We start from the raw sequence: 17,307 nt of genomic DNA, 5'->3' as shown, positions 1-17,307 counted from the left end.
AAAGTACAATGAATATAGTAAATACTATATATGATTGCATAAGAGGAGCTTATTTATGTTAAAGAAAATTCTGGGGGTAGGCTTAATTACGGTATTAGGCATCATTCTAGTTATGAATGTTATGGAATCTAATAAAGAAACAACTAATAGTGAGTATGATGTTACGGGAGATACCGATGTGGAAGGTGTAGCAATATCACCACCTGGAACTTCAGGTTTAGAAATTGGTCAGTTTGCTCCAGATTTTGAATTGGAATCATTAAATGGTGAAAAAGTGAAGTTATCCGATTTACAAGGAAAGAAAGTCATGATCAATTTCTGGGCTACCTGGTGTTCACCATGTAAAAAGGAAATGCCAGAAATGCAGAAATTTTACGAGGATCACGGTGATGAAATAGAAATTCTTGCAGTCAACGTTACTGGATCGGAAAAAAATGAAACGGTTGTACGTGATTTTATCGATCATTATTCTTATTCTTTTCCCGTTCTATTAGATGAGTCGACGAATGTGAGCGATGATTATAGAGCTATTTCCTTTCCTACTTCCTACTTTATTGGGACGGATGGTACGATACAACAACCACGAAAAGTTGGACCAATGACATATGATTTCATGGTAGAAATGTTGGATGAACTAAATTAGTAATGAGGGTACTACCTGAATAAATGATTATTTTAACGAAATTATTATAAAATTCAAAGGAAATGGAAATAATGGTTATTAAAAAAGGGAGTGAATGACCATTTCTTTAAAGAAACGTGTTTCCTTTGATGAGTTAGTGAAAGCAAATCGGCAACAAATTTTAGAGGATCGGGCACTATTGGAGAACATTGAAAAAAATATTGAAAAAAAGTATTATCAGTCTTTACCAGAGAAAAATAAAGAAGCATGATGATGCAGACTCTTTCAGCTTGATTCATTCAAGTTAGGAAGAGTTTTTTTTTTGGTTGTCAAATTAGTTATTTGTGATTTGCATAGATCAGCTCTTTTAAGAAAAAATAAAAGTAGCCCAAAACGGCTACTATTTTTTAGTAAAGGAGAATGAAATTGACGGATCATAATCAACCAAAACCCGATGATCGTAGTGACAATGTTGAAAAGCTGCAGGAGATGGTACAAGATACTATCCAAAATCTAGAAGCAGCTCACGATACGATGCAATTTGCAACTGGAGAAGAAAAGGAACAAATTCAAGCAAAAAACAAGCGCCGTGAAGAGGCGATTGAAGGCATGCGCTCTGAAATTAAAGATGAGTATAGACATGATAATCATTCCGATTCCTAGAAATTGCAAAGTAAACCTCAATTTTTACCCCTAAATTGAGGTTTACTTTTGATATAAGCAAGAGAAATCTATCTGAATCATTTATGTGGTAAACTACTTATATAGAGAGAAGAGGAGGATTTCTGTTGCTGAAAATTGATACATCAATTGAAGTTAGATATCAAGAAACAGACCAAATGGGTGTTGTTTATCATGGAAATTATTTAGTTTGGTTTGAAATTGGGCGAACTAAATTTATAGAAGCTTTAGGTTTTAATTATGCCGAAATGGAAAAAAGTAATATCGTCTCCCCAGTTGTGGATATACAAGCGTCTTATAAAAAACCAATCCGATACGGTGATAAGCCAAAAATTCAAACATGGTTAGAGTCTTATGATGGTATTCGTACGGTATATGGATATCAGGTACTTCATGAAGATGGTGAAATAGCAGTTATTGGAGAATCAAAACATGTTATTGTAAAAAAGGATAGTTTCCGTCCCTTATCACTAAGAAAAGCATTTCCAAAATGGCATGATGCCTACATGAAAGCATTAAAAGGAGATTCATAATGGCATTTGGTGTTACAAGACATGAGTTAAGTCAATGGAAAAAACAAGTGAAAAACAATGACATTGCTTTTTTAACTCACTATTGGTTAGATGATCGTTTTCCTGGTTGTACCACCGTAACGAAAGTAGGTTGTGGGGATATCGAAAAATTAGCTACATGGGGGAGGAAATATCATCTTCAAGAAGAGTGGATACATATGGATGATGATTACCCTCACTTTGATTTGTTTGGTGAACGCCAAAAGTATATCTTGACGAAAGAAAATAAGCTGAATCATATTTCCCGATTTAAACTATAAAGGACGTCAAATGACGTCCTTTATAGTATATTTATTTATTTTTCATTTTTCTCTCCGGTACAAGGTCAACACCACCAGGGTGAAATGGGTGACATTTACTTATTCTCTTCAAAGTTAAATAACCGCCTTTAATTGCCCCAAACCTTCTAATTGCCTCTAAACCATATTCCGAACAAGTAGGAAAGAATCTACATGAAGGTGGTTTCAATGGACTAATTGCTTTTCGATAAAATTTTATAAGTCCAATAAAAATAAATTTCATAATCCATTTTCCTTACTATGAATTGGGTTCAAGCTTGTTGTAGCTTAAGGTTGCAATCGCATCATGCATATGAATGGACTCTTCATTTCTGCAAGATACTTTAAATTTACTTACAAAAGGTAGTTCATATAAATCAGCTGCAACCAAACGTACCATGTCTTCTACAAACCGTGGATTTTCATATGCTTGTTCGGTTACCATTTTTTCGTCCGGCCGTTTTAAAACCGGGTGAAGTCTAGCACTTGCATTACTTTCTGCCGCTTCTAGTAACATCTCTTTCCAATCAGTTCCTGCTTCATCAAAATCGTCCATAAAATCAATATCCATCGTTATATGTCCACGTTGATTATGGGCGCTATATTCGCTTATCTCTTTGGAACAGGGACATAAGGTGGTAATTGATGCTGTTAATGATGCTTGGATTGAATACCCCTTTAATGCATCAAATGTAACTGACATCGTAATAGTAGCATGATTCATTCCTACCATGTCTGACTGGGGACCACGACGCTCATAAAACCAAGGGAATGTTAATGCAATTGTCGCATCATCTTGATTAAGTCGTTTTGCTAAGTCTTTTGTAAATACTTTTAATGTATGGAAGTCTGCTACAAAACCTTTTTCATGGTATAGGTGAAGTTGTTCCGTAAATCTACTCATGTTTGTCCCTTTGCTTGTTTTTGGAATACGTGATGTAAACTGAAATGTCGCAATAGTAGTCTGGGAAACTGGTGATAAACTACTCTTAACTGTAATTGGGTATTTCACGTTGGATATACCAACAGCATCTATATCAAACAGAAAATCCTTTTGAAGGTTTTGTAAATCTGGCATCTTATTTTTTTCTATAGGTTTTTGCTTTGGACCTGGTTCTACTGACCCAAATAATCTATGTCGTTCTTGTTTACTTGGTAATTGTTTATGATCCATTTGTTTTACATTATTCATTACAATTCCCCTTCTCTATATACTCGGAGATAAAGTGAAACTTCAATCAGTGGCATTTTTTTGTCCGACGTTCTCTATCCCACTAATTGCTAGCCTATAAAGGGATGACCCATAACAGGGGCCTAGAACAAACTAATCGGACATTAGGGGAGTTGTCTCCTTTCAACACTTCTTCGTACCAATGTTGAGGTTGGGGAACTTACTGCCCATTGTATGCGAGATCTAAAGCCAAGTATACTGAAGAAAATAATAATATTCAATTAATCCGTACTAGTCACGGGCTAATTGAATATTATTGTTACATCCATTTTATTTTAGGTTCTGTTTTATTTATAATTCGCTTAATATTCTCGGTGTGACGATAGAATACAAATAAAGCTAATGCAATTGATACAATAATAAGTCCTGTATCCTTAATAATGATAGAAGCTATCACCGTAATGACGCCTGTTATCATGGAGGATAGAGAAACATATTTGGTGAGGTACAAAGAAAGTAAAAAGGTAGCTATCATTACAAAAAATAATATCGGATTAACTCCTAATATGATACCACCTGATGTAGCAACAGCCTTTCCACCTTTAAACTTTGCAAATAATGGGTATGTATGTCCCAATACAGCAAATAATCCAATAATCAAAGGGTATACCTCTGCACCAAATAGTATCGGAATTAACGTAGCTGTGGTACCTTTGAGTATATCTGCTAACGTGACAATAATTCCGGCTTTGACACCGAGAGTACGAAATGTATTTGTAGCACCTAAGTTTCCACTTCCATGTTCGCGAATATCAATATTATAACCAACCTTACCCACAATTAATGCGGAAGGAATCGATCCTAAAATGTATGCAATTACAGCATATAATAAATATTCCATTTTTTTACCTACTTTCAGATTGTTCAATTTGTATCATTTATATTTTAACACGAAGTATTAGTAGAAGGTACTAATACATGAGATATTATTATTATTTGAAAGGATGACAAACAGGCGATATAATTATAGCATACATTTAGGATAGGTATAATTGTTTTCTATCCAGTTTTAGGAGTGGTTCTAATATGGAAAATCCTTCAAACGATAAAATAGGACAAGTACTAGATGAAGCAAAAACAATTGCGGTTGTTGGTTTATCTGACAACCCTGATCGTACATCGTATCAAATATCCAAAATCATGCAGCGAGAAGGTTATCGTATCATTCCCGTAAATCCAACGGTTAAAGAAGTTTTAGGGGAAAAATCATATGCTTCTCTATTAGATATTGAAGAGGAAATTGATATTATCAACGTGTTTAGAAGATCTGAATTTTTACCAGAAATAGCGAAAGAGGCTACCCAAACAAATTGCAACGTTTTTTGGGCACAGCAAGGGCTGGCCAATGAAGAAGCCTATAACATTTTAATCGATAAAGACTTCACTGTTATAATGGATTTGTGTATTAAAGTTGCACATGCAATACTACTTAAAAAATAGTCCAGTACAGGGTGACAAATTAGTCATCCTTTTTTACTGTTCTATACAATATTAATTTACTTGTAGTATACTATTAATCACGTCATAGCTTGAAAAATAACATGATTACGATAAAATGGATTTTATATGTACAATAACAAACATTTGTTCTAATATAAAATTATTGTAGAGAAGTAGTGTTAAGAGAGGGGTTGAACGAATGGATAATAAGTTACAATACTCAGATGATTCCATTCAAGTATTAGAGGGACTTGATGCAGTTCGAAAAAGACCTGGAATGTATATAGGAAGTACAGATCACCGAGGGTTACATCACTTAGTATTTGAAATTGTAGATAATGCGGTGGATGAAGCTTTGGCAGGTTATGGTAATGTCATTAAAGTAATTATACATAAAGATAATAGTATTTCAGTTGAAGATAGTGGTAGAGGTATTCCCACAGGGATGCATCGTACAGGGAAATCAACTATGGAAGTTATTTTTACTGTATTACATGCTGGCGGAAAATTTGGACAAGGTGGATATAAAACAAGTGGCGGTTTGCATGGGGTAGGTGCATCTGTTGTTAATGCACTATCTGAATGGATGGAAGTGACAACGTTTCGTGATGGAAATATATATTACCAACGGTTTGAAAATGGTGGAAAACCTATCGGTAATTTACAAAAGAAGGGAACTACAAGAAAATCTGGTTCAAAAATTCATTTTAAACCAGACGAGCAAATTTTTTCGACAACCGTTTTTGATTTCGAAACGTTATCAGAACGATTGCGCGAGGCAGCATTTTTATTAAAAGGTTTAAAAATAGAATTACGTGATGAAAGAAATAATGAACGTGAAGAATATGAATTTCCTGAGGGATTGAAATCATTTGCCACGTATCTAAATGAGGAAAAGGATACGCTTCATGAAGTTGTCTTTTTTGAAGGAGAACAGCAAGGCATTGAAGTAGAATTTTCTTTTCAGTTTAATGATGGATATGCAGAAAGCATGCTATCCTTTGTTAACCATGTTCGCACACGTGATGGAGGAACCCATGAATCTGGTGCTCGAAGTGCTATTACAAGAACATTTAACGATTATGCGAAAAGAACAGGATTACTAAAGGAAAAGGATAAAAAACTTGAAGGAACAGATATTCGAGAAGGATTGACTGCTATAGTTTCTGTTCGTATACCAGAAGAAAAGTTGCAATTTGAAGGACAAACAAAAGGTAAATTAGGAACTTCGGAAGCTCGTTCTGCAGTTGATGCTGTTGTATCTGAGAAGCTATCCTTTTTCATGGAAGAAAACCCGGATATAACTGGTTCATTGATTCGAAAAGCGATTAAAGCAAAAGAAGCAAGAGAAGCTGCAAGAAAAGCTCGGGAAGATGCAAGGACAGGAAAGAAGAAGAAGCGTAAAGATACGATTTTAAGTGGTAAGTTAACTCCTGCCCAATCAAAAAATCCCAAACGAAATGAATTATATTTAGTTGAGGGGGATTCAGCAGGAGGGTCAGCAAAACAGGGAAGAGATCGGAAATTCCAAGCAGTTTTACCATTACGAGGTAAAGTTATTAATACGGAGAAAGCCAAGCTGCAAGATGTATTTAAAAATGAAGAAATCTCAACGATTATCCATACAATCGGTGCAGGTGTTGGTGGAGATTTTGATTTAGAAGATGTGCAATATGATAAAATAATTATTATGACCGATGCCGATACGGATGGAGCTCATATTCAAGTCCTACTTTTAACATTTTTCTATCGCTATATGCGTAATCTTGTTGAAGCTGGAAAGATATATATTGCCTTACCACCTTTATATAAAATTTCAAAAGGTAAAGGGAAAAAGGAAAAAATCGTCTATGCTTGGGATGAGGATGAATTAAAGAAAGCAATCAAGCAGTTTAATAGCGGACATGTCATTCAGCGATATAAAGGATTAGGTGAAATGAATGCTGATCAATTATGGGAGACAACAATGAATCCTGAAACTAGAACATTGATTCGCGTAACGATAGAAGATATTGCAAGAGCTGAAAGAAGAGTAACAACTCTAATGGGCGATAAGGTCGAACCAAGGCGTAAATGGATCGAAAGTAATGTTGCGTTTGGGATGGATGATGACCCGAATATTTTAGACAATGACAAAATTCACACGTAAAAACATAGCATGACTAGAATGAAATTATTTAGGGGGGATTGGTTTGTCACAAACCGAAACATTTTTAGATCTTCCATTAGAAGAAGTAATAGGTGATCGCTTTGGAAGATATAGTAAATATATTATTCAGGACCGTGCATTACCAGATGCACGAGATGGATTAAAACCGGTACAACGTAGGATTTTATATGCCATGCATGAAGAAAGAAATACGCATGATAAAAATTTTCGTAAGTCTGCAAAGACAGTTGGTACGGTAATTGGTAATTATCATCCACACGGAGATTCTTCCGTTTATGAAGCAATGGTGAGGTTGAGCCAAAATTGGAAAATGCGTAATGAATTAATTGAAATGCATGGTAATAACGGAAGTATTGACGGGGATCCACCAGCAGCTATGCGTTATACGGAGGCTCGATTGTCAAGTATTGCTTCCGAATTGCTACGTGATATTAAGAAAGAAACGGTAGATTTTATACCGAATTTTGATGATACAGATTCAGAACCGGTTGTATTGCCAGCAAAATTTCCTAATCTATTAGTAAATGGCTCGACCGGAATTTCAGCAGGATATGCAACCGATATTCCTCCACATAATTTAGAAGAAGTAATAGATGCGGTAATTAAGAAAATTGATAACCCTGCGGTCACTGTGGAAGAATTAATGCAGGTTATTAAAGGACCTGATTTTCCAACAGGAGGCATTATTCAAGGTGTAGACGGGATAAAAAAAGCGTATGAAACTGGAAAAGGTAAAGTTATTGTTCGTGGGCGAGCGCGTGTTGAAGATGTGCGAGGAAACCGTCAACAAATCGTTATAGATGAAATTCCTTATGATGTAAACAAAGCAAATATGGTTAAAAAAATAGATGAATTACGAATTGATCGTAAAGTAGAAGGGATTGCAGAAGTTCGAGATGAAACAGATCGAACTGGTTTACGGATCGTAATTGAACTCAAAAAAGATGTTAATAGTGAAGGTGTTCTGAACTTCTTATATAAAAACACAGACCTACAAGTAACCTATCATTTCAACATGGTAGCAATTCAAGATAAGACACCAAAATTGTTGTCTCTTACAAATATTCTTGATGCATATATTGCCCATCAGAAAGAAGTGGTTACTAGACAAACACAGTTCGACCTTAAACATGCCCAAGATCGTGCACATATTGTAGAAGGATTAATAAAAGCAATCTCCATTTTAGATGAACTGATTGCGACGATTCGCGCTTCCAAAGACAAACAAGATGCGAAAAGACAAATTATTACGAAGTATGATTTTACAGAAGCTCAAGCCGAAGCAATTGTAATGTTACAACTATATCGTTTAACGAATACAGATATATCATCTCTTGAGCAAGAAGCTGCCGAGTTAAGAAAAAAAATCACCGACCTGGAATCGATTTTAGCAAGTGAGAAAAAGCTATTCCAAACAATAAAATCGGATCTAAGGCAACTGAAAAAAACATATGCAAGTCAACGTAGAACAACCATCCAGGATAAAATAGAAGAATTAACAATTGATATCGAAGTGATGGTTGCAAGTGAGGATGTACTTGTATCAGCGACGAGGGATGGATACATTAAACGAACTAGTTTACGTTCCTACTCCGCTTCGAATGGGGAAGACTTTGCCATTAAAGATGATGACCACCTTGTCAGTTTATTGGAACTGAATACAACGGATAAAGTATTAATGTTCACAAATAAGGGGAAATACCTCTACTTACCCGTACATGAATTACCAGATATTCGATGGAAAGACATTGGGCATCATATTTCCAATATGGTATCCATTGAAAAAGATGAGTACATCATTCAATGTATTCCAGTTAGGGAATTTGAAGCGGATAATTATTTATTATTTTTCACGAAAAATGGTATGGTAAAACGAAGTGAATTAAAGTTGTATGAAGCACAAAGGTACTCGAAAGCGTTAGTTGCTCTCAATTTGAAGCAGGATGATGAGGTAGTAAGTGTGTACCAAACGAAAGGTTATTCAGATGTATTCATTGCATCGAATAAAGGATATGGATTATGGTACCATGAATCCGAAATTTCAGTAGTTGGCCAACGTGCAGCAGGTGTAAAAGCAATTCAACTCAAAGATGATGAATATGTTGTTAATGGACAAGTATTTGATGATTTGGCTGACCCTTCCCTTGTTGTTGTGACACAACGTGGGGCTTGTAAACGGATGAAATTGCGAGAATTTGATAAATCAAGTCGTGCCAAACGTGGTTTAATTATGTTACGTGAACTGAAAAGTAAAGCACATCGTATCCGAGGTTTCTTTGTAGCATATGAAGAAGATACGATATATTTTAAGACAACTGAAGGAGAATCACATCATATAAAACCTATAGAGCTTTCCTATAGTGATCGATACAGTAATGGTTCCTTTGTGATTGATGCAGATAATCAAGGCGAAGTAACTGAAGTGTGGAAACAAGCAACCTATAAAAGCCCTTTTGAAGATCGAAAAGAATAATAATATTGGAAAACAGGTAGGCTGTCTCAGCTGCCTGTTTTTTATGGTAAAATTATCTTTTTATATTCTGAAAAATATGATAAGATGATGTAGAAAGGTGAGTGAGAGGAGGGGCAATAACGGATTTACGAAGTAAGATAATTCACGCTTCATTACATTTATTCGAAGAACATGGTTATCACGGAGTAACTGTAAAACAGATTGTTGAAACAGTAGGAACTTCAAAAGGTGGATTTTACCACCATTTTACATCAAAAGATGAGTTATTATTTGTTATTCATGATACATTCATTACGTATGTATTAGAAGAGGCAACTACTGCCAATGCAACTTTTACTTCACCAACGAAAAGACTTCAAGCAATAATTAAAAGTTTTGTAAGAGTTTTTGACCTTTATAAGGCGCATATATCTGTTTTCTATCAGGAAAGCAACTACCTTAAAGGAAAATATCAAACATTAATAAAATGTAAGCGCGATCAATTTAAGCAAATTATTACGGATGTAGTTCATGAGGGGATCGAATCTGGTGAGTTTCGCGCAACCCTATCAGCAGACATTGCAAGCATGGCCATATTAGGAATGGTTAACTGGACATACAAATGGTATAAGCAAACTGGAGAAAAGTCCATTGATGAAATCGGTGATATATTTGTAGATTTAATATTACGAGCAATGTTGTCTACAGATATGATAGTTAGTGAGATTTACCATGATTTTATACTTGAATAAGCATTATAAGAAGTAGGACTATCAACTTGATAGCCAGTTTTTTAAAACATTAACAGACCAACCAGTCGGTCTAATCTTATTTCAGGAGGTCCATATGAATTTTGAACTTACGAAAGAACAATCAATGATACGAAAGATGGTTCGTGATTTTGCTGAAGATGTCATCCAACCGAGAGCTGTACAAATGGATATAGAGGCTAAATTCCCTTTAGATATTTTTGAACAAATGGGCGAACTAGGATTGTTGGGAATCCCATTTCCTGAAGAATATGGTGGATCAGGAGGAGATACACTATCGTATGCAATAGCTGTTGAAGAGATCGGCCGCATATGTGGTGGGACAGGATTAAGTTATGCAGCAGCTGTATCGCTTGGTGCAAGTCCTATTTATTACTTTGGAACAAAAGAACAAAAGGAAAAATATTTAACACCACTTGCTGAAGGAAAAGCTTTAGGAGCATTTGGATTAACAGAACCAAACGCAGGATCTGATGCTGGTGGTACAAAAACAACTGCTATTGAAGACGGCGATGATTACATAATCAACGGAGAAAAATGCTTTATTACAAATGCCAGTTTTGCGAAAACTATTATTGTAACCGCTGTCACTGGACAAAATGAAAAAGGTAGAAATATTATTTCCGCCATTATTGTTCCGACAGATACAGAAGGTGTAAAAATAACTAGCAACTACGATAAGATGGGTGTCCGTGCTTCCGATACGGCAGAAGTAGTACTAGACAATGTGCGAGTTCCAAAAACAAATTTACTCGGTGATCCGAAAAAAGGATTTAAACAATTTTTATATACACTTGATGGTGGAAGGATTTCCATAGCTGCATTGGGACTTGGGATCGCACAAGCATCTCTAGAAAGAGCCTTAAGTTATGCGAAAGAAAGAAAACAATTCGGGAAGTCTATTTCTGATTTTCAAGCGATTCAATTTAAGCTTGCTGACATCTCCATGGAAGTGGAACTTGCACGTAATATGGTATATAAGGCTGCATGGCTGAAAGATCATAACAAGCCTTTTACGAAAGAGTCTGCTTATGCAAAGTTATATGCTACTGAAACGGCATTTCGAGCAGCCAACCAGGCAATTCAAATTCATGGTGGTTACGGATACATGCGTGAATACGAAGTGGAAAGATATTTACGTGATGCAAAGTTACTTGAGATAGGAGAAGGTACTTCAGAAATTCAAAGACTAGTAATCGCTAGACAATTAGGTTGTTAATAACTAGTTTATTATAGGGGAGAGATTATGATTAAAAAAGTATTAATTGCTAATCGTGGTGAAATAGCCGCACGTATCATTCGAACATGTAAAAAGTTAGATATTAAAACGGTTGCCGTATTTTCTGAAGCTGACCAAAAAGCACCATATGTGGCAATGGCAGACGAGAGTTTCTTGCTTGGACCACCTCGAGTCAATGAAAGCTATTTAAATGTGGATAAAATATTGTCCATTGCAAAGGAATGTGAAGCCGATGCTATTCATCCTGGATATGGTTTTTTAAGTGAAAGTGGTAGATTTGCAGAAAGATGTGAAGCGGAAGGCATCATTTTAATTGGTCCAAAAAGCGAAGTTATGGACATGATGGGAAGTAAAATTGCTGCAAGAAAAGCAATGAAAAAGGCGAATATTCCTATTGTACCTGGTACAGATGATGCAGTCGCTTCCACTGAAGCCGCTATTGAAATCGCGAATGAAATTGGATATCCAGTAATGTTAAAAGCTTCTGCAGGTGGTGGAGGCATTGGTATGCAAGTGGTTTCAAGTGATGAAGAATTAATTAAAGCGTTTGAGAGCAATAAGAAGCGGGCACAGACTTTTTTCGGTGACGGTTCGATGTTTCTAGAGAAAAAAATAGATGATGCAAGACATATTGAGATCCAGCTTTTAGCAGATCATCATGGGAATGTAATTCATTTATTTGAAAGAGAATGCTCTATCCAACGTCGTAATCAAAAGGTAATAGAGGAAGCTCCATCACCATTTATATCCGAAGCAACAAGAAATAAAATGGGGGAAGCAGCCGTCGACGCTGCAAAAGCGTTAGGTTATACGAATGCAGGTACGATAGAATTTTTAGTAGATGAACAGGAAAACTTCTATTTTCTTGAAATGAATACGAGAATACAGGTTGAACATCCTGTTACGGAAGAAATTACAGGACTTGATATTGTCCAACTCCAGCTGCAGATTGCAAATGGTGATAGGTTAGAGCTAAATCAAGAAGATGTAAACATCGATGGGCATGCGATCGAAGTTAGAGTTTATGCAGAGGATCCTAAGACGTTTTTCCCTTCACCAGGGCATATTACGACCTTCGATATTCCTAATGCAGACTATATTCGCCTTGAAACAGCCGTATCAGATAATTATGATGTAACACCATTCTATGACCCCATGATTAGTAAAATAATAGTCACTGGAAAGAATAGAATCGATGCTATTTCAAACCTAAAAAGGACATTAGTACAATGTAAGGTGGAAGGTATAAAGACCAACATTCCGATGTTAATAAAAGTAGTAGATCATGAAAACTTTAAATCAGGCAATACGACCACTGCCTTTGTACAAGAGCATTACTTACCAGAACTACATACAAACTAAGGAGGAATTTTATCATGACGGAAGTAAAAGCAAATATGGCAGGAAATGTATGGAAAATAGTTGTAACACAGGGTGAAACTGTTGAAGTGGATCAAGATATCGTTATTCTTGAATCCATGAAAATGGAGATTCCAATAGCAACAGAGGAAGCAGGTACTGTGAAAGAGTTAAGAGTTGCGGAAGGGGATTTTGTTAACGAAGGTGACGTTATAGCTGTTATTGAATAGATGATTACTCGTAACAAGGAGGATTCTATGTCATTAATAGAATTCAGTATTATCGAAGAGCACGTTGCCGTTGTAAAGCTTAATCGACCAGATGCAGCTAATGCGATGTCGAAAGCATTACTAGATGAATTAAATGAGGTAATTCATAAAATTAATCACAATAAATCCATTTATTGTACTATCATAACTGGTAACGGTGAAAAAGCATTTTGTGCTGGTGCTGATTTAAAAGAAAGAAAAGGAATGACCAACGATCAAGTTATTCAGGCTGTTCAATATATTGGTAAGACCGTGACCGCTGTCGAACAATTGCAAATGCCGGTCATTGCTGCAATAAAAGGTGTTGCCTTCGGTGGTGGTCTAGAATTAGCGCTTGCTTGTGATATACGCATTGCTGAAAAAACTACTAAAATGGGATTAACAGAAACATCCCTAGCTATCATTCCAGGTGCAGGTGGGACCCAACGACTTCCCAGAATAGTAGGACTAGGGCATGCCAAACGGTTAATTTACTCAGCACAGCCAATAACTGCTGATGAGGCTTTTAAGATAGGACTTATTGAGCAAATCGAAGAAAATGGTTTTGAAGCAGCTGTTGAACTGGCCAATTCGATAGCAAAGAATGGTCCAATTGCATTAAGGCAGGCAAAATTAGCTATCAATCAAGGCATGCAAACTGATATCACAACGGGTTTAGCTATTGAACATCTCAGTTATAGAGAAACGATTCCAACAGTTGATCGTATGGAGGGATTAGAAGCATTTAAAGCGAAGCGAAAACCAATTTATCAAGGTAAATAAAAGTGGGAGGATGTTTTATGTCTTATGTTGATGAACTAAGGAATAGAATAGCAGACATCGAAAGTGGTGGACTGGAAAAGTATCATCAGAAGAATGAAGAAAAAGGAAAACTATTTGTGCGAAAGAGGTTGGAACTACTTTTTGATGAAGGAATTAATGTAGAAGATGCGTTTTTTGCCAACTGTGTTGATTCCTCGCTTCCTTCTGATGGAGTTGTTACTGGAATTGGAAAAATTAACGGGCAAAATGTATGTGTCATGGCAAATGATTCGACTGTTAAAGCTGGTTCTTGGGGAAAGCGTACTGTTGAAAAGATCATTCGTATACAAGAAACAGCAGAAAAGCTTGAAATACCAATGCTTTATTTAGTTGATTCTGCTGGTGCTCGAATTACTGACCAAATAGAAATGTTCCCTGGACGGAGAGGTGCAGGGCGTATTTTCCATAACCAAATTAAATTATCAGGTCGTATACCACAAATCTGCTTATTATTTGGCCCTTCTGCAGCCGGAGGAGCTTATATACCTGCATTTTGTGATATTGTTGTCATGGTGGACGGTAATGCATCCATGTATTTAGGTTCACCAAGAATGGCAGAAAAAGTGATAGGTGAGAAAGTTTCCTTGGAAGAAATGGGTGGCGCCAACATGCACTGCTCGGTTTCTGGATGTGGGGATGTATTAGTAAAATCAGAACAAGATGCCATCTTGTATGCACGTAAATACCTTTCTTACTTCCCAGCCAATTTTCGAATTAAACCTAAATCAGTTGAATCAAAAGAAGCGAAAAAATTTGAAAAATCGATTACGGATCTAATTCCTGAAAATCAAAACGCTCCTTTTAATATGCATGATTTTATTAATCGTATAATTGATGAAGATAGCCTTTGTGAAATTAAAAAGAAATTTGCTCCTGAATTAATTACTGCTTTAACAAGAATAAATGGAAAATCAGTTGGAATTATTGCGAATCAACCACGCATGAAAGGTGGCGTACTATTCCCGGATTCAGCAGACAAAGCAGCAAAGTTCATCCAATTATGTGATGCATTTAATATTCCGTTATTGTTCTTGATGGATGTACCTGGCTTTATGATCGGTACAAAAGTAGAGAGAGCAGGTATTATTCGACATGGAGCTAAAATGCTTGCATCCATGAGTGAAGCTACGGTTCCGAAAATATCTGTAGTTGTTCGTAAAGCTTATGGTGCCGGATTGTATGCGATGGCTGGACCTGCGTTTGAACCCGACTGTTGTTTAGCATTACCAACTGCACAAATAGCTGTTATGGGACCTGAAGCAGCAGTTAATGCCGTTTATGCAAACAAAATTGCTGAACTACCGGAAGAGGAACGACAGCAGTTTATTAAGCAAAAACAAGATGAGTACAAAGATGATATCGATATTTATCGTTTAGCTAGTGAAATGATCATTGATGCTGTAATAGAACCTGAGAAACTTCGAGAGGAATTAGTTAATCGATTTGAAGTATACGAAGCAAAAAACAGTACATTCACAGAACGCAAACACGGTGTATATCCAGTATAATTTAATATGCAAATAGCGAAAACCTTGGTGTCTAACCAAGGTTTTTTATTTATGGAAACATCATAGATACATAGTAGAACAATAGTAGAACACGTATAGGTGTCCATAACATTATTATGTAAACTAAGAAATTCCAAGCTAATTAATTCAAAAAATTCATTTTAAGTGGTAACCTTAATTTAATCTATAGGCAATAGAGAAAGAGAGGAAATGCAACATGGATGGCAGACTTTTTCGTGATGCAATGGGCAAATTTGCGACGGGGATTACAATTGTAGCTATACGTGAAGAGGAAGAAGTTAGAGCAATGACTGTTAATGCTTTTATGTCTATTTCATTAGAGCCAAAACTAATCGCAATCTCCATTGATAAAAGAGCTAGTATGCACAATAGATTTGAATTATCTAGTAAATTTGGTATCAGTATTCTAGCAGATGATCAAAAAGAATTATCAATGATATTTGCAAAGCAAATGGAAAAAGACAGACATGTTCCATTTACTACACTTGATGGAGCACCTGTCATTAATAACTCCTTGACTACGTTATCATGTCAAGTTAATGATAGAATTGATGCAGGCGATCATACAATAGTTCTTGCAGAAGTACATGCATTAAATCTAAAGGATGGAGATCCTCTAGTTTTCTATGAAGGCAACTATAGGGGAATTCTACCTAATTGAATGAAAATATTAAGCCAACCGAGTTAAAGGTTGGCTTTTGTTCTACCTAGTGATTTGTTTTTTCTATTGTGGATGATTATAATTAGTAATTAATCACAATAAGAAGGTGTAAGTATGAAAATTAGCGAGTTTATGATTACGGATGTCATTAGTGTCAATGAATCAACTTCAATCAAAGAATTACTTCAACTTTTAGTAGCTAATAAAATCGGTGGAGTTCCAGTATTAGATAAGGGTGGAAAGTTGATTGGTATAATAAGTGATGGAGATGTTATTCGTTATTTACAACCGAAAGGTACAACGGTTTATGATATGTTTTCCCTCGTATTGGTAACCGAGCGAGAAAATCTTCAAGAAAAGCTAGCAAATTCCTTAAATATTCCAATATCGAAAATAATGCGTAAAAAGGAATTATTTACGGTCCATCCAGAGGAAAACCTAGAGGATGCCTTATCTATTTTTTCCAAACATCGTTTTAAGAAATTACCTGTAATTAACAATCAACATCAAGTAATTGGTGTTCTTAGCAGGGGTGACATCCTGCGATATATTTATAATCAACTAATTACATAACAGTATGAAATGAGGCTGGGACAATAGTGGTTGAGTGAAAGAAAAATCCAAACTATGATTCAAATTTCAATTAGAATCCGAATTAGTTTGGATTTTTCCTTTAGAGTGTTTTCGTAAACTTTGTTGCTAATAATAACTTTTGCGTAGATTTACTTTCACACTCTTATTCGATCGAGTGCTACAAAACCGCTCCGGCAGAATACTTCGCTTTCCGTGGGCACGGCCTCAGCCTCCTCAGAAGAAAACCACTTCTTCCGGGGTCTTCGGACACGTGCTGTTCCCACAGGAGTCTTCGTATTCTGCCTCCGCTAGTGGATATTCTCTAATTATGGAATGGTGTTAACCAATGATTTCAACACCTAGTGGAGAAATTCCCATGGTATAGAAAGTTATTAGGAAACACATGTTATGAAGGTCTCAATGCACTATTCTAGCGCAAGAAATACACGTAGACTCCTGCGGGAGGAAAGGCTTCGGTGAGACCCCACAGTGCGTAGCACGAGGAGGCTCACCAGCCGCCCGCGGAAAGCGAAGTGTATTTCTGGAGCGAGGTAAAGGCACCTACCAACATATTAAGTTAATGTGCATTTTACATCAAATTCGAATTAAGGTCTTATCGTTGAAAAAGTAACATTCTAAACTTCCCATTGTATAATCGT

The 17,307-nt window shown here is 36.1% G+C and carries 20 protein-coding genes; 17 read left to right on the top strand and 3 right to left on the bottom strand.

Features of this window, described 5'->3' with window-relative positions; translation table 11 throughout:
- The first annotated feature begins 55 nt into the window (after positions 1-55).
- The 5 genes from ACFSTA_RS13825 to ACFSTA_RS13805 all read left to right on the top strand — a co-directional run bounded on the left by ACFSTA_RS13825 (position 56) and on the right by ACFSTA_RS13805 (position 2,135).
- Positions 56-643: a TlpA family protein disulfide reductase gene (locus ACFSTA_RS13825; RefSeq protein WP_377557323.1), complete on the top strand. Its 588-nt coding sequence runs from the start codon at positions 56-58 to the stop codon at positions 641-643.
- A 94-nt stretch (positions 644-737) separates the two neighbouring features.
- Positions 738-893, top strand: coding sequence for an FbpB family small basic protein (locus ACFSTA_RS13820; RefSeq protein WP_377557322.1), 156 nt, complete (start codon positions 738-740; stop codon positions 891-893).
- A gap of 155 nt (positions 894-1,048) precedes the next feature.
- Positions 1,049-1,285: a small acid-soluble spore protein Tlp gene (gene tlp, locus ACFSTA_RS13815; protein WP_377557321.1), complete on the top strand. Its 237-nt coding sequence runs from the start codon at positions 1,049-1,051 to the stop codon at positions 1,283-1,285.
- A gap of 125 nt (positions 1,286-1,410) precedes the next feature.
- Positions 1,411-1,836: an acyl-CoA thioesterase gene (locus ACFSTA_RS13810; RefSeq protein ID WP_377557320.1), complete on the top strand. Its 426-nt coding sequence runs from the start codon at positions 1,411-1,413 to the stop codon at positions 1,834-1,836.
- Positions 1,836-2,135 (top strand): hypothetical protein, encoded by a 300-nt coding sequence (locus tag ACFSTA_RS13805; protein WP_377557319.1) that lies wholly within the window; start codon positions 1,836-1,838, stop codon positions 2,133-2,135. Before ACFSTA_RS13810 ends, ACFSTA_RS13805 begins: the two co-directional genes overlap by 1 nt.
- A 31-nt stretch (positions 2,136-2,166) precedes the next feature.
- On the opposite strand, the gene yidD is transcribed toward ACFSTA_RS13805, so the two are convergent.
- The 3 genes from yidD to plsY form a co-directional block, all read right to left on the bottom strand.
- Positions 2,167-2,397, bottom strand: a complete 231-nt coding sequence (gene yidD, locus ACFSTA_RS13800) for a membrane protein insertion efficiency factor YidD (protein ID WP_377557318.1) — start codon at positions 2,395-2,397, stop codon at positions 2,167-2,169.
- A gap of 15 nt (positions 2,398-2,412) precedes the next feature.
- Positions 2,413-3,345, bottom strand: coding sequence for a GTP cyclohydrolase FolE2 (gene folE2 / locus ACFSTA_RS13795; RefSeq protein ID WP_377557317.1), 933 nt, complete (start codon positions 3,343-3,345; stop codon positions 2,413-2,415).
- Positions 3,346-3,643: 298 nt separating this feature from the next.
- On the bottom strand, positions 3,644-4,225 hold the full coding sequence (gene plsY / locus ACFSTA_RS13790; RefSeq protein WP_377557316.1) for a glycerol-3-phosphate 1-O-acyltransferase PlsY: 582 nt from the start codon (positions 4,223-4,225) through the stop codon (positions 3,644-3,646).
- Between the two features lie 185 nt (positions 4,226-4,410).
- On the opposite strand from plsY, the gene ACFSTA_RS13785 reads away from it, so the two are divergent.
- From ACFSTA_RS13785 to ACFSTA_RS13730, 12 genes are all read left to right on the top strand, one after another.
- Positions 4,411-4,824, top strand: coding sequence for a CoA-binding protein (locus ACFSTA_RS13785; RefSeq protein ID WP_377557315.1), 414 nt, complete (start codon positions 4,411-4,413; stop codon positions 4,822-4,824).
- Positions 4,825-5,023: 199 nt separating this feature from the next.
- The gene (gene parE / locus ACFSTA_RS13780) at positions 5,024-6,973 is read left to right on the top strand and encodes a DNA topoisomerase IV subunit B (protein WP_377557314.1); all 1,950 of its coding nucleotides are present in this window, start codon (positions 5,024-5,026) and stop codon (positions 6,971-6,973) included.
- 43 nt (positions 6,974-7,016) lie between these two features.
- A complete protein-coding gene (gene parC, locus ACFSTA_RS13775) occupies positions 7,017-9,467 on the top strand; it encodes a DNA topoisomerase IV subunit A (protein ID WP_377557313.1) in 2,451 nt (816 codons plus the stop codon).
- A gap of 101 nt (positions 9,468-9,568) precedes the next feature.
- Entirely contained in the window at positions 9,569-10,198 is a 630-nt protein-coding gene (locus tag ACFSTA_RS13770; RefSeq protein ID WP_377557312.1) for a TetR/AcrR family transcriptional regulator, read from the top strand.
- A gap of 94 nt (positions 10,199-10,292) precedes the next feature.
- Positions 10,293-11,435 carry an acyl-CoA dehydrogenase family protein gene (locus ACFSTA_RS13765; RefSeq protein ID WP_377557311.1) on the top strand — a complete coding sequence of 381 codons (1,143 nt, stop codon included), beginning with the start codon at positions 10,293-10,295 and terminating at the stop codon, positions 11,433-11,435.
- 27 nt (positions 11,436-11,462) lie between these two features.
- Complete coding sequence (locus ACFSTA_RS13760; protein WP_377557310.1) at positions 11,463-12,818, top strand: acetyl-CoA carboxylase biotin carboxylase subunit; 1,356 nt, start codon at positions 11,463-11,465, stop codon at positions 12,816-12,818.
- An 11-nt stretch (positions 12,819-12,829) separates the two neighbouring features.
- The gene (locus tag ACFSTA_RS13755) at positions 12,830-13,045 is read left to right on the top strand and encodes an acetyl-CoA carboxylase biotin carboxyl carrier protein subunit (protein WP_377557387.1); all 216 of its coding nucleotides are present in this window, start codon (positions 12,830-12,832) and stop codon (positions 13,043-13,045) included.
- Positions 13,046-13,072: 27 nt separating this feature from the next.
- A complete protein-coding gene (locus tag ACFSTA_RS13750; RefSeq protein ID WP_377557309.1) occupies positions 13,073-13,846 on the top strand; it encodes an enoyl-CoA hydratase in 774 nt (257 codons plus the stop codon).
- 17 nt (positions 13,847-13,863) lie between these two features.
- A complete protein-coding gene (locus tag ACFSTA_RS13745; protein ID WP_377557308.1) occupies positions 13,864-15,393 on the top strand; it encodes an acyl-CoA carboxylase subunit beta in 1,530 nt (509 codons plus the stop codon).
- 217 nt (positions 15,394-15,610) lie between these two features.
- Positions 15,611-16,075, top strand: coding sequence for a flavin reductase family protein (locus ACFSTA_RS13740; RefSeq protein ID WP_377557307.1), 465 nt, complete (start codon positions 15,611-15,613; stop codon positions 16,073-16,075).
- A 114-nt stretch (positions 16,076-16,189) separates the two neighbouring features.
- Positions 16,190-16,648, top strand: coding sequence for a CBS domain-containing protein (locus ACFSTA_RS13735; protein ID WP_377557306.1), 459 nt, complete (start codon positions 16,190-16,192; stop codon positions 16,646-16,648).
- 442 nt (positions 16,649-17,090) lie between these two features.
- Entirely contained in the window at positions 17,091-17,279 is a 189-nt protein-coding gene (locus ACFSTA_RS13730) for a hypothetical protein (RefSeq protein WP_377557386.1), read from the top strand.
- The last annotated feature ends 28 nt before the right edge of the window (positions 17,280-17,307 follow it).

This window comes from Ornithinibacillus salinisoli (assembly GCF_042684965.1).
Classification (GTDB): domain Bacteria; phylum Bacillota; class Bacilli; order Bacillales; family Amphibacillaceae; genus Ornithinibacillus; species Ornithinibacillus salinisoli.
This window is presented reverse-complemented; position numbering and strand designations above follow the sequence as displayed.

Coding starts and splice junctions, on each gene's coding strand:
- ACFSTA_RS13825 (WP_377557323.1), top strand. CDS start 56: ATGTTAAAGAAAATTCTGGGGGTAGGCTTAATTACGGTATTAGGCATC.
- ACFSTA_RS13735 (WP_377557306.1), top strand. CDS start 16,190: ATGAAAATTAGCGAGTTTATGATTACGGATGTCATTAGTGTCAATGAA.
- yidD (WP_377557318.1), bottom strand. CDS start 2,397: ATGAAATTTATTTTTATTGGACTTATAAAATTTTATCGAAAAGCAATT.
- ACFSTA_RS13740 (WP_377557307.1), top strand. CDS start 15,611: ATGGATGGCAGACTTTTTCGTGATGCAATGGGCAAATTTGCGACGGGG.
- plsY (WP_377557316.1), bottom strand. CDS start 4,225: ATGGAATATTTATTATATGCTGTAATTGCATACATTTTAGGATCGATT.
- ACFSTA_RS13805 (WP_377557319.1), top strand. CDS start 1,836: ATGGCATTTGGTGTTACAAGACATGAGTTAAGTCAATGGAAAAAACAA.
- ACFSTA_RS13820 (WP_377557322.1), top strand. CDS start 738: ATGACCATTTCTTTAAAGAAACGTGTTTCCTTTGATGAGTTAGTGAAA.
- ACFSTA_RS13785 (WP_377557315.1), top strand. CDS start 4,411: ATGGAAAATCCTTCAAACGATAAAATAGGACAAGTACTAGATGAAGCA.
- parE (WP_377557314.1), top strand. CDS start 5,024: ATGGATAATAAGTTACAATACTCAGATGATTCCATTCAAGTATTAGAG.
- ACFSTA_RS13760 (WP_377557310.1), top strand. CDS start 11,463: ATGATTAAAAAAGTATTAATTGCTAATCGTGGTGAAATAGCCGCACGT.
- ACFSTA_RS13765 (WP_377557311.1), top strand. CDS start 10,293: ATGAATTTTGAACTTACGAAAGAACAATCAATGATACGAAAGATGGTT.
- ACFSTA_RS13750 (WP_377557309.1), top strand. CDS start 13,073: ATGTCATTAATAGAATTCAGTATTATCGAAGAGCACGTTGCCGTTGTA.
- folE2 (WP_377557317.1), bottom strand. CDS start 3,345: ATGAATAATGTAAAACAAATGGATCATAAACAATTACCAAGTAAACAA.
- ACFSTA_RS13745 (WP_377557308.1), top strand. CDS start 13,864: ATGTCTTATGTTGATGAACTAAGGAATAGAATAGCAGACATCGAAAGT.